The sequence below is a fragment of the Pelistega europaea genome, from assembly GCF_013133775.1.
GTDB classification, from domain to species: domain Bacteria; phylum Pseudomonadota; class Gammaproteobacteria; order Burkholderiales; family Burkholderiaceae_B; genus Taylorella; species Taylorella europaea.
In genome coordinates, this window is record NZ_JABGBO010000001.1 from 193,643 (window position 1) to 208,416 (window position 14,774).

11 protein-coding genes are annotated in these 14,774 nt (G+C 41.2%); 7 read left to right on the forward strand and 4 right to left on the reverse strand.

Annotated features, from left to right (window positions below; genetic code table 11):
* Positions 1 to 9 precede the first annotated feature (9 nt).
* Positions 10 to 1,509: an AbgT family transporter gene (locus HKX40_RS00885; RefSeq protein WP_171587678.1), complete on the forward strand. Its 1,500-nt coding sequence runs from the start codon at positions 10 to 12 to the stop codon at positions 1,507 to 1,509.
* A gap of 232 nt (positions 1,510 to 1,741) precedes the next feature.
* Here the strand turns inward: HKX40_RS00885 and HKX40_RS00890 are convergent, their stop codons facing one another.
* The 3 genes from HKX40_RS00890 to HKX40_RS00900 all read right to left on the reverse strand — a co-directional run bounded on the left by HKX40_RS00890 (position 1,742) and on the right by HKX40_RS00900 (position 6,473).
* Positions 1,742 to 3,826 carry an ATP-binding protein gene (locus HKX40_RS00890; RefSeq protein WP_216605123.1) on the reverse strand — a complete coding sequence of 695 codons (2,085 nt, stop codon included), beginning with the start codon at positions 3,824 to 3,826 and terminating at the stop codon, positions 1,742 to 1,744.
* Between the two features lie 182 nt (positions 3,827 to 4,008).
* Positions 4,009 to 5,325, reverse strand: a complete 1,317-nt coding sequence (locus HKX40_RS00895; protein ID WP_171587680.1) for a hemolysin family protein — start codon at positions 5,323 to 5,325, stop codon at positions 4,009 to 4,011.
* 260 nt (positions 5,326 to 5,585) lie between these two features.
* Complete coding sequence (locus HKX40_RS00900) at positions 5,586 to 6,473, reverse strand: acyl-CoA thioesterase (RefSeq protein ID WP_171587681.1); 888 nt, start codon at positions 6,471 to 6,473, stop codon at positions 5,586 to 5,588.
* Positions 6,474 to 6,854: 381 nt separating this feature from the next.
* Here HKX40_RS00900 and HKX40_RS00905 point away from each other — a divergent pair, with 381 nt between their 5' ends.
* Positions 6,855 to 7,550, forward strand: coding sequence for a YggS family pyridoxal phosphate-dependent enzyme (locus HKX40_RS00905; protein ID WP_171587682.1), 696 nt, complete (start codon positions 6,855 to 6,857; stop codon positions 7,548 to 7,550).
* Between the two features lie 37 nt (positions 7,551 to 7,587).
* On the opposite strand, the gene HKX40_RS00910 is transcribed toward HKX40_RS00905, so the two are convergent.
* Positions 7,588 to 8,262: a Crp/Fnr family transcriptional regulator gene (locus HKX40_RS00910; protein ID WP_171587683.1), complete on the reverse strand. Its 675-nt coding sequence runs from the start codon at positions 8,260 to 8,262 to the stop codon at positions 7,588 to 7,590.
* Positions 8,263 to 8,422: 160 nt separating this feature from the next.
* Here HKX40_RS00910 and HKX40_RS00915 point away from each other — a divergent pair, with 160 nt between their 5' ends.
* The 5 genes from HKX40_RS00915 to HKX40_RS00935 all read left to right on the forward strand — a co-directional run bounded on the left by HKX40_RS00915 (position 8,423) and on the right by HKX40_RS00935 (position 14,681).
* Positions 8,423 to 10,369 carry an AMP-dependent synthetase/ligase gene (locus HKX40_RS00915; RefSeq protein ID WP_171587684.1) on the forward strand — a complete coding sequence of 649 codons (1,947 nt, stop codon included), beginning with the start codon at positions 8,423 to 8,425 and terminating at the stop codon, positions 10,367 to 10,369.
* 1 nt (position 10,370) lies between these two features.
* Complete coding sequence (locus HKX40_RS00920) at positions 10,371 to 11,165, forward strand: ABC transporter ATP-binding protein (protein WP_171587685.1); 795 nt, start codon at positions 10,371 to 10,373, stop codon at positions 11,163 to 11,165.
* Between the two features lie 8 nt (positions 11,166 to 11,173).
* Positions 11,174 to 12,103 (forward strand): branched-chain amino acid ABC transporter permease, encoded by a 930-nt coding sequence (locus HKX40_RS00925; protein ID WP_171587686.1) that lies wholly within the window; start codon positions 11,174 to 11,176, stop codon positions 12,101 to 12,103.
* 23 nt (positions 12,104 to 12,126) lie between these two features.
* Positions 12,127 to 13,191: a branched-chain amino acid ABC transporter permease gene (locus tag HKX40_RS00930; RefSeq protein WP_171587687.1), complete on the forward strand. Its 1,065-nt coding sequence runs from the start codon at positions 12,127 to 12,129 to the stop codon at positions 13,189 to 13,191.
* Positions 13,192 to 13,433: 242 nt separating this feature from the next.
* The gene (locus HKX40_RS00935) at positions 13,434 to 14,681 is read left to right on the forward strand and encodes an ABC transporter substrate-binding protein (RefSeq protein ID WP_246233514.1); all 1,248 of its coding nucleotides are present in this window, start codon (positions 13,434 to 13,436) and stop codon (positions 14,679 to 14,681) included.
* Positions 14,682 to 14,774 lie beyond the last annotated feature (93 nt).

The window sequence follows — 14,774 nt, forward strand, 5'->3', positions numbered from 1 at the left end:
GGAGTTTTTATGGATAAATTTTTGAATTTTGTCGAAAGAGTTGGTAATCGACTGCCGCATCCATTCTTTTTGTTTGTCAGCTTATCAATTATAGTGATTATTGTTACTGCCATCTTGTCTTCTTTGGGGGTTTCTGCAGTGAATCCCAAAACAGGGGCTGAAGTCGTTATTAAAAGTTTACTGTCTACACAAGGTATTCAGTTTATTTTTACTAGCATGGTAACTAACTTTGTGAAATTTCCTCCCCTAGGTGTGGTGATTATTGCTATGTTTGGTATTGGCTTAGCTGATAAAGTGGGATTGTTGCCAGTTCTAATCCGTACTAGTGTGAGTAAGGTTCCCCGTTCTTTTCTGACTTTTACGGTATTTATTGTTGGGATTACCGGAAGTATTGCTTCTGATGCAAATTACATCATTCTTATTCCATTAGTAGCAATGATTTATCATTCGCTTGGTCGTCATCCTATCGCAGGAGCTGCTGCGGCTTATGGAGCAGCAGGGGCAGGATTTGATGTGAGTTTATTGGTTACTACAGGAGACGCCTTATTTGCGGGGTTGACAACAGAGGCAGCGAGACTTGTAGACCCTAATTTTTATGTCAGTCCATTGGACAATTACTTTTTCTCTGTAGCCTCCGTTATTTCTTTGGCCATTGTAGGTACTTTAATCGTTGATAAGTTGATTGAGCCCCGTTTAACACGGACGCTGACGATTGATCCTGATATTACAGTGGAAGCGCCAAGGGATTTGACTGATCTCGAGAAAAGGGGTCTAAGAAATACACTATGGGCAATGATTATTTTTTTTGCTTTAATTTTACTCATTGTATTACCTAGCTCCTCACCGTTACGTAATCCTCAAGGTGGTTTGGTGCCTTCTCCATTTTTAAAAGCTTTTGTGCCTATTTTATTTGGCTTTTTTATGACACTAGGCATCACTTACGGTAAGACTGTAGGGAAAATTACAAAGTTGTCTGATATTCCAGCGCTAATGCGAGATGCAGTTAAAGAGATGGCATCAACGCTAGTTCTATTCTTTGTGATTTCTCAATTTATTGCTTATTTTAATTGGTCAAGTTTGGGGCAGTATATCGCCATTCAAGGTTCAATCTTTTTGGAGCATACGCAGTTTACTGGTTACTCAATGATGGTTGCTTTTATCCTAATGAGTGCTGCGTTGAATATTTTTATGACCAGTGGCTCCGCGCAATGGTCATTGATGGCGCCTATTTTTGTTCCTATGTTGATGTTGGTGGATTACCATCCTGCATTTACTTTAGCCATGTTTAAAATAGGTGACTCTACAACCAACATTATTTCACCGATGAGCCCCTATTTCTCTGTGTGCTTAGTGTGTATGCAGAAATATAAGAAAGACTTAGGTATTGGATCATTAATGTCCATCATGTTACCGATTTCGATGGGCTTTTTGTCTATTTGGATTTTAGTGTTGCTGGCATGGGTATTCTTTGGTTTGCCATTAGGTCCGGGAATTTATCCGCAGTTATGATACTTATAATGTAGGAGGATAAGGGCAGTGCAAAAATAGCGAAAAATTTTTGACACTGCCCTGCGAGAAAGAAACTGTATTTCTGTGTTGCTCAATGGCTTATTGGTTTTTCTGTTGATATTTTTTGCTATTTAGTTTTGACTGCGTATCGGACAAGAACTTCTGCTTTAAACAAGCGCATTTTACCATTCAAAGCGAATTGTTGGATTAATAGGTAGAGTATTTTATGCACCTACTGTGGTGCAGTGCAGTAAGCCTGTCTCTTATGTCTGCGATGATGTGGATATGCCAATAGCAAAGCTTTCTTTTTAAGCAATCCACTTAGGTATTGCTGACGCAATGAATCCTCTCTACGATTAAGGAGTTCTGATAAGGCACTCAATGAAACGTACTGCTGTGAGCAGATGCTTAGGATGATTTTTTCCATGTCTACAGCAGACAGGCGTGTTTTCTCTCGAGCAGGTTGTGCGATAGAGAGAAGTTCTTTTTTGTATGCTGGAGTTAAATCTTCTAATTGATCTATAAGATAAGCATGATGTTGTAATGAGGTATCAATAGTACGTCCTAGGCTATCCCTAGGTACTTCCTTATCCCCTATCAAGGGGGTATTGTTATCCCCTATCAAAGCTACTTTTTGCTCTGTTTTTGGGGTGTTATCCCCTATCAAAAGTGCTTTTTTATGTTCCTTGTGTTGTTTTGTATAGCGTTGACTGGAGCCGTTCTTCTTTGTTAAAGATGTGTTATCCCCTATGCTCGGGTTGTTATCCCCTATCAAGGGGGTATTGTTATCCCCTATGCTCGAGCTATTATCCCCTATCATTGGGAGTGTATAAATCGCATAACGCCCTCCAGTGCTATTGAGTAGCTTTTGTCGAGTTAAGCGTTGAAGCATTTTCGATAAATCCGCTGGATGGCAAGAGAGATAATTCGCCAAGTAAGCGTGATCTACACCATGCTCTAGGGAGCTGAGTGCCAAAATTATACGTTCATCAGCACTGAGTCGTTGAAATTTTTCTCCTAGGAGCTCTTGTAAGTGAGACATCACCTCTTGGGGGAGATAGTCCGTCATTTTGAGTGTGAGTATAGTATGAAAACCAGGTTGGACTAATTCTTTAAATTCAGGCACTTGCCAGTGCTGATTTTTCCAGCTGTTAATGACTTTAGGAATCCCTGAACCGATTTGCTCGCCAATCCGAATCAGACGGAACATTTGATGCAAGGTTCGATTTCTGCAATCCGAATAACCTCCCTGCGTGGCAATCTCTAAAGGAATTCTCATCAATCCAGGATTACGGAATACAAAACGGTTGGGATATTTGGTGATAAGTACAGAGAGCCTATCATTGTAATCCGCATGAACCAATGTGTTGACCAAAGCCTCTCGTATCGCTTGATGCACAGGGGTATCATCTCTACGAAAGATACCATCCAACACAAAAGGTACTTTTAAATCTGCCGTTAGTTTACGAATCACCTTAAAGAAAAAGTCAAAGAGGTTGCCACTCCATGTTAAGTCGGGAACAACGCGATCTAGCCAACGAGCTTCATTGTTATCGTCTTTTTCATGGTAGTCCACACAATAATAGGGGAACACCTCCCAAATATGGTGGTGTTTACCAAACATAAGTAACCCAGCTTTGGTCAGTCCTAATTGCCCAGTAGCTCTATCATGACGGAAAGCATTGATACTGGTAAGAAACTCTTGGTCATCTAAGAGATTGCTAGGAGCATCAGGGTTGGCGTTTTTATAGTGTTGGCGGTAGCCTTTAATTGTTTGAGGGTCTAAATCGTTTAGACCAAAATTTACCAGAATTTCATCATCAAAACTCTCATAGCTTTGGTCGGCTAACAGACGCTTAATTTGGTAATCTGGAATTTTGTAGTCCCCACCGTGTTGACGAGCAAAAGTATTCCCTAGTGGATTACCGTTAATAAACACGGGTCTATCTTCTCGTCTGGCACGTTCGACACCGATAAAGAGCACCGTTTTCCCATTGATGTTTTTGGAGATAACATCGCTATCCTGAATAAGATTAACGCTGACTTTTTGAGGGTTGTTGACGAGATTAAAGAAGTCTTGTTTAAGTTGCTCTGAATTAGGAATGCCTTGAACTGTAAATGAACCGTCAGGGTTTTCTTTAACTCCGAGGACAATAATTCCACCGTTAGTATTAGCAAATGCACTGTAGCTTTCCCATAGGCTACGAGGTAGCTCCCCTTTGCCATTGAAGCCAAGAGCTAGTTTGCACTCAATATCAATGCTTTCTCGAAGAGAATCTAAATCCATCTCGTCAATAGCGTGGAGTAATTGTTTCACATGACTAGGCATTATTATTTGGAGTATAAAGAAAGTTATCTCCCGCTCTATTGGAGCGGTTTACTCACCATCGTTTGTATAGGGACAACATAAATAATCAACAAACGGGACTATCATAACACGATTATTGCTGTTCCAACTTCACCTAAGAGTAGTATTAGAAGAACGATAGTTTTGTTTTTTTACTCATCCGCCTCTTCCTTTTCCTCCGCCTCAGGTTCTTCGACTTTTACCAATAGTCGGTCGATACGGTGTTTATCCATATCCACCACTTCGATATAGAAATTCTGCCATGTGATGGATTCTGCTTCTTTGGGGATATGTCCTAACTGGTGCATCACAAACCCTGCAAGGGTATGGTAATGTTCCAACTCCTCATCAGGGAAATACAACTTGCTATTAAATACTTCACGGAAACGGTCTAGTGTCATAGTACCGTCAATCAACCATGAGCCATCTTTACGTTGAATCGCATCAGAATGTTGGTCTTCATTGATAGGAATACTATTGCCGACAAGCACTTTGAGAATATCACGGAGGGTAACAACACCCTCAACCTCACCATATTCATTGATCACAATGGCGATTTCTGAGCGATGTTGTTGTAAGGTCTCTAATAAGTCCATCGCACTGATGGTTTCTGGGACAAAGCGAGCAGGTTTCATCACCGCACGGATATCCGTAGGTTCTCCTCGGATTTGTTGCTCAAAAAGACTGCCTGCGTCAACAAGACCAATGATATTGTCTAATTCATTTTCGACAACAGGAAAGCGTGAATAAGGGCTATCTGCAATGACCGCTAACGTTTCTTCTAGTGGTGCATTAATATCAATGTAGTGTACTTCACTACGAGGGGTCATGATAGCCGCAATCGGTTTGTCATCAAGGCTTAATGCACGTGCTACGATTTCATGTTCGGTTTTTTCAAATAAGCCTGCTGTTGCACCTTCATTGAGAATGCCGCTAATGTCTTCTTCGGTGAGGGTATCGCTTTTCTGTCCTGACATCCCAAATAGACGTAGGATAAAGTCCGTACTGATGGACAGTATCCATACAAAAGGAGATACAATGCGTGATAGCCATGTCATGGGCAACGCAATAAACATCGCCACTCTTTCGGGGTAGTGCATGGCAATACGCTTGGGGACTAACTCACCAAGAATTAAGGAGGCGAGTGTAATACCAATGACCACAATCGCTAAGGATACTTGATATGCCGCATTGCCAAATACAGGCTCTAGCATGACCACGAGGCGAGAAACTAATGAGGCCTCACCAAACGCACCATTAAAAATACCGATTAAGGTAATGCCAATTTGTACCGTTGATAAGAAGCGACTAGGCTCGTCGGCTAGATTTAGTGCCGCTTTTGCTGCTTTGCTTCCTTCATCAGCGAGTTTTTGTAAACGCAAACGCTTGGAAGAAACGACCGCAATTTCTGACATAGCAAACAAGCCATTAATAAAAATCAGAAATAAAATGACAAATAAATCTAGCATGATGAGTAATGATTCTCCAGAATAATACCAGTAATATAAACCAATCAGTAGGGGCTTTTTTCCAAAAATGCGTAATTTTGGATTAAAAATATCAAAGCTAATTTTGTGACTAAAGGCATAAATTATTTATGTCAATATCAAGTATTGTCCCCATCAAATGCCCTAAATAGGCTGCTTACAAATCAGAGGAAATGTGTTGATTAAGGCATCAAAGGAATACTTACATTAACTGCTTGGTGTTGCTAATGAAAGCAAGGTGCTTATTTACCAGCAAACCGCGAAGTATTACGAATTAACCCCTCTTGTGCAGTACTTGCCAGCAATTCACCTCTTTGGTTATATACCTTACCAAAACAAAGGCCTCGGCCCCCATAGGCATTAGGGGACTCTAAAACATAAACATTCCATTCATTTAAGTTAATAGGGCGATGGAACCAAAGAGAGTGGTCTAGACTTGCCATTTGCAGTTTAGGGTCAAATGCACTTTGTTTATGCGGAAGTAAACTTGTAAAAATTAGGTAAAAGTCGCTGACATAAGCCAGAGCTGCCTTATGTAGTAAGGTGTTGTCTAAAGGAATTTCACCATTGGCTTTAAACCAGCAATAATTTTGGGCAGGATACTCCCCCGCCTTAATCAGACGGTCAGGATAGGCTGCACGGATTTCAATAGCATCACCATCAATGATATGACGTTTGACAATCGATTTGGGCAAAATATCCTGATATTTTTGGGCAAGCTCTGCTTCGCTAGGGAAACTATCAGGACCAAGCAGCCCCTCGGGCATTGCATCTTGGTGCTCAAAACCTTTTTCTGGTACTTGGTGGCTAGTTGCCATAGTAAAAATATGTTTATCGTTTTGGTAGGCAACAACACGACGGTTAGAGAAAGTACCGCCATCGCGCACGCGTTCTACTTCAAAACGAATAGGAATATCTACATCCCCAGGGCGGATAAAATAGCTATGTAATGAATGCACTTCGCGGCTAGGATCTACAGTAAGTGAACTGGCCATGAGGGCTTGTCCAAGGACTTGACCACCAAAAATTCGTCCAGAATTTAGTATATCTGTACTTTCACCTAAATAGATATCGGTGGAAACAGGCTTCAGTGATAATTGAGCCACTAATTTTTCAAAAGCTGTTGTCATTGTTGAGTAAGTAACAAAAATAAAAAGAATAGTTTGATTTTAATGTTTTTTGATGACAGACAATAGTATTGCTTCTTATTTTTACAAAACGAGAACAATTTTAAAACGAGTATTGCGTACTTGTGTAATACGGCAAGGTGTTTTGCAAGGCTTATACTGGCTACAACACAGATAACTTGTTTGGTAAGCTTAAAATAGGGGGAGAAAGATTTAGGTATCAGATAAGTATTGGGCATAGGGGATTTGGGTAGAGAAGCAATAATGATGGGCCAATGAGTAATCATCAAAGTTGGTAGAAATAGTTTTGCCAGAAAAGGTTTGTTTTTAAAGTCGGTCAGTAGATAGCTGTACAATAGACGTATAGCCTTACAGGAGTTTATTATGCTGGCAGAGAATTTTAAAAACATCCAAGAAAAATTGGCATTGGCTTGTCAGAAAGTTGGTCGAGACCCTGCGTCGGTGAGTTTGCTTCCTGTGAGTAAGACCTTTCCTCCAGAAGTCATTGCGGAGGCTGCTGCATTAGGCTATAGGCGCTTTGGGGAGAATAAGGCACAAGAGATGAAGCAAAAGGCAGAGGTGTTGCATGACTTGCATCTTAGCTGGGTTATTATTGGTCATCTTCAAACCAATAAAGCAAAAGAAGTAGCCAAATATGCGGATGAGATTCAATCGCTTGACCGTATAGACCTAGCAGTAGCTCTTGATAAACGTCTTCAAAAAGAAGGTCGTGCAATAGATGCGTTAATTCAGATTAAAAGTAGTACTGAAGAGACGAAAACAGGCATGCTAGCAGAGGAAGTCCCTGCGTTTTTACAATCTCTAAAAACTTTTGATACCTTACGCATTAAGGGGTTTATGACGATTGCAGAAAATAGTCCCGACCCTGAAGTAGTGCGATGCTGTTTCAGAGGAGTGAGTCAACTTGCAGAGAAAATGCGTCAACAAACTGGTATGGCATTACCTGTACTCTCTATGGGTATGAGTGGTGATTTTGAGCTAGCGATTGCAGAAGGTGCAACAGAGGTGCGTATTGGCAGCGCTATTTTTGGAGCAAGACATTATTCTGTTACTACTTAGAGTATGGTTAGGTAGTAGTCTTATTCTGTCTTGCATACTACTCGTCACGATACATACTCTTAAGTCGATTTAAGTCTAGCACTTGAATAGCCCCGTATTCCACACGGATAACACCTAACTCACCTAATTTTCTTAGTGCTTTGTTGGCTCGTTGACGAGATACACGTGCTAGGTAACCGATTTCTTCTTGGGTAATAGCTAGGCGTAAATCGGTGTTGGGATAGAGTTTCTGGTTAAACAGCTCTGCTAGGCAAGTGGTAACACGTCCATCGGCATCAAGCAGACGATCATTTTCAGTTCGCCCAATAAATTGGCTAACACGCTCATTGAGTAACTCAAGTAAGAAACGGTTAAATGGGATGCTATTGTCTAGTAACCATTCAAATGTTGCCAGAGGGAGTTTTGCAATTTTAGAATCTCTTAAGGCAAAAATATCGTAGCGACGAGTTTCTTTCTTGAGAAGGCTGCCTTCGCCTAACCAACCACCTGCAGGAATGCCTGTTAGAGAGGTGATTCGCCCCTCTGAATTACCAACAGATACCTTAATTAGCCCTTCTAAAACTCCTATCCAGTGCTGTGCTTTTTCTCCTTTTTTAGCAATCATCGTACCGGCAGGTGCTTGGATGATGTGCATGTCTTGACAGACTCTTTGTTGATGCTCAGGGGCTAGTAAATCAAACCATTGGGCGTGGTAATTAGTGAAAATACTCATAAGGACTTACCCTAAAAATAAAGTTAAATGTCATGCCTATGACATTTAGACTACATTTAATGGTTTAGTTTTGCAATTAGTATAAAAACTAATATTTAGGCAATAATTGGATACGACTAAAAAATGATTTTGTATCCATTGCTAGAAAAGGAGACAACACATGGCGAATGCTATGGAGAAAGACACTTTTCCAACATTGTTGTTAAAACACGCTACAGAGCGACCCAACCAAGCTGCAATGCGAGAAAAGGATTTAGGTATTTGGCAGATTTTTACATGGGCTGATGTAGCGGCACAAGTAAAGTCTGTTGCTAATGCATTTCTAGAGCTTGGGGTCAAAAAAGGTGAGCATATTGGTATTGTAGGTGAGAATCGACCTCGCTTATATATGGCGATGATGGCGGCACAAGCTGTTGGTGGTATTCCTGTTCCTATGTACCAAGATGCTGTAGCACAAGAGATGGTGCACGTGCTCAGAGATGCGGACTTGCGCATTGTTATCGTAGAAAACCAAGAACAAGTCGATAAGATGCTAGAAGTGCGTGAGCAAGTGCCAGCATTAAAACTTGTTGTTTACGATGATCCACGTGGTTTGCGCAACTATAAAGATGCGATGATTTGTTCTTTCGATGCGCTAATTAATCATGGTGATTTATATGCTCAAAAACATCCTGATGCGTATATGAATGCGGTTAACAGTGTGCAGCCAGAGGATGCTGCAGCGATGTTTTATACCTCAGGGACGACAGGTAAGCCTAAGGGTGTAGTATTGACACATGCTTCTTTGATTGACCGTGCACGTGTGATTGAGCGTATGGAGGGATTAACCAATAAAGAAGAGGTCTTGGCTTATTTGCCTCCTGCTTGGATAGGTCAAAATATGTTTTCTTATGCGCAGGCATTGACGACAGGATTTACTGTTAATCATCCAGAGTCACCAAGTACAGTTTCTATTGATATGCATGATGTGGGTCCGACTTACTATTTTTCTCCTCCTCGCGTGTTAGAAGAGTTGCTGACCCAAGTGACTATTCGCATGGAGGATGCAGGTAAGTTCAAAAAGTGGCTTTATAAAAACTGCATGGAATTGGCAAAGCGTGTAGGTACGCGAATTTTAGACAAGGAGGCAGTTAGTGTATGGGATCGCTTCAAATATATGATTGGTGATTTCATGATGTATGCCCCTTTGCGTAATGCTTTAGGTATGAGTCGTGTACGTGTGGCCTATACTGCAGGTGAGGCTATTGGTCCTGATTTGTTTACTTTTTACCGTTCTATTGGTATCAATCTGAAGCAGCTTTATGGCTCAACAGAAACATCAGTATTTGTATGTGTACAAAAGGATGGGCAGGTGCGTGCTGATACTGTCGGTGCACCTGTGGAAGGAGTACAAATCCGTATTGCAGATAATGGTGAGGTGCAGGTTAAAAGTCCTGGTTTATTCCGCGAATACTACCGTAATCCAGAGTCTACTGCAGAATCATTTACTGAGGATGGTTGGTATCATACAGGGGATGCTGGTTTTTTGGATACGCATGGGGATTTGAAAATTATTGACCGTGCTAAGGATGTCGGTCGTTTGGTGGATGGTCGCTTGTTTGCACCAAAGTATGTTGAGAATAAGCTCAAATTTTTCCCCTTTATCAAAGAGGCTGTGGCTTTTGGAGCCAACAAAGAATTCGTGACTGCATTCATTAATATTGATTTAGAAGCAGTAGCTAACTGGGCGGAGCGTCGAGGTTTGGCTTATGCAGGTTATACCGATTTAGCCTCCAAACCCGAGGTTTATCAATTAATTGGTGAATGTATTGATCAAGTTAATGAGGATGTATCTCAGGATGAGCAACTGGCAGGATTACAAATTCATCGGTTCTTAATTTTGCATAAAGAGTTGGATCCAGACGATGATGAGTTAACTCGTACTCGTAAGGTGCGTCGTAACTTTATCGCTGAGAAATATAAAGTGCTGATTGATGCCCTTTTCGAAGGAAAATCATCACAATATATTGAAACAGAAGTGAAGTATGAAGATGGTCGTAAAGGTAAGATTAGTGCGGATTTGAAGATTATGTCCGCTAAAGTGATTAACACAACAAAGGCAGCCTAATATGCAGCAAGTCAATGAAAAGAAAATCGGTGACGTTATCCTAGATATGCAGAGTATTTCGTTGTCATTTGGCGGTGTTAAAGCCTTAACGAATATCTCTTTTAATGTCAAAGAACATGAAATCCGTTCGATTATTGGTCCTAATGGAGCGGGTAAGAGTTCAATGTTAAATGTAATCAATGGGGTGTATACACCTCAAGAGGGTTCTATTGTTTTTGATGGGAAAACTTTTGAAAAAATGAGTCCGCGTCGTGCTGCTGAAATGGGTATCGCACGCACTTTCCAGAACTTGGCTTTGTTTAAAGGTATGAGTGTACTGGATAACATCATGAGTGGACGTAATTTACGCATGAAAAGCAGTTTGTTATCGCAGGCATTCCGTATTTTTGGTGCAGAGAAAGAGGAAATCGCCCATCGTGAATATGTTGAAAATATTATTGATTTTCTTGAAATCCAGGCCTATCGCAAAACACCTGTAGGGCGTTTGCCTTATGGTTTACAAAAGCGTGTGGATTTAGGGCGTGCCTTAGCAATGGAGCCTCGTCTGTTGTTGTTAGACGAACCTATGGCAGGGATGAATATCGAAGAGAAACAGGATATGAGTCGGTTTATCCTCGATGTAAATGACGAGTTTGGTACTACGATTGTACTTATTGAACATGATATGGGTGTGGTCATGGACATTTCAGACCGTGTAGTGGTATTGGACTATGGTAAGAAAATTGGTGATGGAACACCAGATGAAGTGCGTACGAATGAAGAAGTTATTCGTGCCTATTTAGGTGTAGAGCATTGAGGTCAATCATGGGATATTTTTTAGAAACATTATTTGGTGGTCTCATGAGCGGCATGTTATATGCGCTCGTTGGTTTGGGATTTGTACTAATCTTTAAAGCATCGGGTGTTTTTAACTTTGCTCAAGGGGCGATGGTATTAGTAGCTGCTTTGTCTATGGCGCGTTTTTCGGCATGGATTCCAGAGTGGCTAGGTATAGAGAGTTTGTTGCTTGCTAATATACTCGCATTTATCGTATCCGCCGTTTTGATGGTATTGATTGCGATACTGGTCGAGCGATTTGTTCTTCGCCACTTGGTTAACCAAGAAGCGACAACTTTATTAATGGCAACCCTTGGTATTAGCTATTTCTTGGATGGGGCAGGGCAGACCTTATTTGGTAGCTCAGTTTATTCCATTGATGTAGGTATGCCCAAAGACCCAGCCTTTGTATTAGAAAGTATGTTTGAAGGAGGGGTTCTTATTAGTTTAGAAGACTTAACTGCTGCTGCAATTTCAGCTATCTTAGTTTTGGTATTGGCTCTTTTCTTCCAATACACCACAACAGGGCGTGCATTGCGTGCTGTAGCAGATGACCACCAAGCTGCACAGTCTATAGGGATTCCTCTAAATCGTATCTGGGTTATTGTATGGGCAGTGGCTGGGATTGTGGCATTGGTAGCAGGCATTATTTGGGGTTCTAAATTTGGTGTGCAATTTACGTTGTCTACAGCTGCTTTGCGAGCCTTGCCGGTGGTAATTCTTGGAGGATTAACTTCTGTACCAGGAGCGATTATTGGGGGGTTGATTATCGGTGTTGGTGAAAAACTTTCTGAGGCTTACCTCGGTCCTTATTTTGGTGGTGGTATCGAAATTTGGTTTGCCTATGTATTGGCATTGGTGTTCTTGCTATTTAGACCCCAAGGCCTTTTTGGTGAAAAAATTATTGACCGTGTATAACCCATTCAAAAAGGAAAAGAGCTATGTTTTATCGTGAAAATGGTCAATTCAAAACAAGTTATCGCAGTGATCAACAGATTTTCCCTATCCTGCAGGACCGCGTTGCCATCCTCTTATTGATTGCAGTCGCCTTATTTGTAGTGCCTTTTGTGGCAACTGATTATTTCTTAAGTGGCATTTTGATTCCGTTTTTGATTTTATCGTTAGCTGCACTAGGGCTTAATGTACTCGTTGGCTATTGTGGACAAATTTCTATGGGTACAGGAGCCTTTATGGCGGTGGGTGCTTATGCGGCTTGGAATATTGGTGTGCGTATCCCTGAGATGCCTTTGATTCTTCAGATTCTGTTGGGGGGCTTCTTTGCTATGTTGGTGGGTGTAGTGTTTGGTATTCCAAGTTTACGCATCCGTGGACTGTATTTAGCAGTTGCTACACTTGCGGCACAGTTCTTTGTCGACTGGACATTCTTGCGAGTGCCCTTTTTTACCAATTACTCCACTTCAGGTAGTGTATCAGTGCCATTGTTAGATTTCTTTGGTTTGCCTATCCAAACACCGACACAGAAATATGTTTTTGTGTTGGTAATTGTGATGATTTTTGCACTGCTTATTAAGAATCTTGTACGTAGTGCTATCGGTCGTGAGTGGATGGCAATTCGTGATATGGACGTGGCTGCTGCTGTAATTGGTATTCGTCCTATGTATGCAAAACTAACAGCATTTGCAGTAAGTTCTTTTGTAGTTGGTGTGTCAGGTGCTTTATGGGGATATATCCATCTAGGTTCATGGGAGCCATTAGCCTTTGACCTTAACCGTTCATTCCAGTTGTTGTTTATGGTTATTATTGGTGGTTTAGGATCTATTGCGGGTAGCTTTTTTGGAGCAGCATTTATTGTGTTAGTGCCAATTCTACTCAATCGTATCCCTGCTCTGTTGGGGATACCATTGGCGGTAGATACAGTAGATCATATTCAACATATGGTATTTGGGTCACTTATCGTGTTTTTCCTAATTGTAGAACCGCATGGATTAGCTAAATTATGGAGTATTGCACGGGAGAAGTTACGTATTTGGCCGTTCCCACACTAGTAAGAGTTCATAACATAAACTGAATGAGTTGTATGGAGGCAGTTTGGTGAAAATGATTAACACTCTACAGCAGTAAATAGAGCAGTACTAAGTCAACATAATTGACAAAACCATTTAATTTTTAACAACCGAAATTGATTTCGGAGGAGACGATGATGAAAAAACATATTAAAGCCTTAGTTAGCGCTGTTGCTTTTACCACTTTATGGGGCGGTGTTGCTGTACAAGCACAAGCTGAAGAGATGGAACAATTTATTCCATTATTTACTTATCGTACTGGTTCTTTTGCTCCTTTGGGTATTCCTTGGGCTGACGGTAAGATTGACTACTTGCGTTTAGTTAATGCACGCGATGGTGGTATTAATGGTGTGAAATTGCGTTTTGAAGAGTGTGAAACAGGGTATGCAACAGACCGTGGTGTAGAGTGTTATGAACGCTTAAAGAATGCTTACGGTGGTGCCTCTGGTTTTGACTCTCAATCAACCGGTATTACATTTGCCGTTTCTGATAAAGCTCCACACGACAAGGTGGCAATTGAAACTGTGGGTTATGGTTTGTCTCAATCAGCAGATGGTCGTGTGTTTAAATGGAATTTCCCATTGTTGGGTAACTATTGGACAGCAGCTGATGTGATGATTCAGGATATTGCTAAGCGTGAGGGTGGTTTAGACAAGTTGAAAGGCAAGAAAATTGCTTTAGTACACCATGATTCACCTTATGGTAAAGAGCCTATCCCTCTTCTTAAAGCACGTGCTGAAGCCAATGGCTTTAAATTCCTAATTTACCCTGTAACAGCACCTGGTGTAGAGCAAAAATCAACTTGGTTAAATATTCGTAAAGAGCGTCCTGACTATGTCTTGCTATGGAGTGCAGGTATCATGACACCAACAGCGATTCGTGAGGCTCAAGCAACTGGTTATTCACGTGAAAAGATTTACGGTATTTGGTGGGCCGGTTCTGAGAGTGATGTACGCGATTTGGGAGCAGTAGCCAAAGGCTATAACATCATTACTATTCACAACACAGGAGACTCCAGTGGCAAAGTATATGATGATTTGAAAACACATCTCTTTGACAAAGGGCAAGCAAAAACCGATAGTGTAGGCACAATTGCTTACAACCGAGGCATGGTGATTTCTATGTTGCAAGTAGAAGCTATTCGTACAGCACAAGAGAAATTTGGTAAGGGTAAGCATATGACCCCAGAGCAAGTGCGTTGGGGATTTGAGAACCTTAACTTAACTGAGGAACGTCTCAAAGAGTTAGGGTTTGACAAGATGCTACGCCCAGTAAAAACAACTTGCGAAAATCATATGGGTGATGACTGGGCACGTATCATGCGTTGGGATGGAGCCAAGTTTGTCGAAACTTCTGACCAATGGTACCAAGCTGATAAATCTTTCGTAGATCCTATTATCAAGGCGGAAGCTGAGAAATATGCGAAAGAAAAACAAATCGAAATCCGTGATTGTTCTAAAGAACAATCATAGCCAAAGTGCCTAGAGTGGAATAGGGAGAGTGCTGTTATACCATGATAAATGGGGCAACTCTCCTTTTTCAGAGATTTTTTAGTTGTTTTCTCA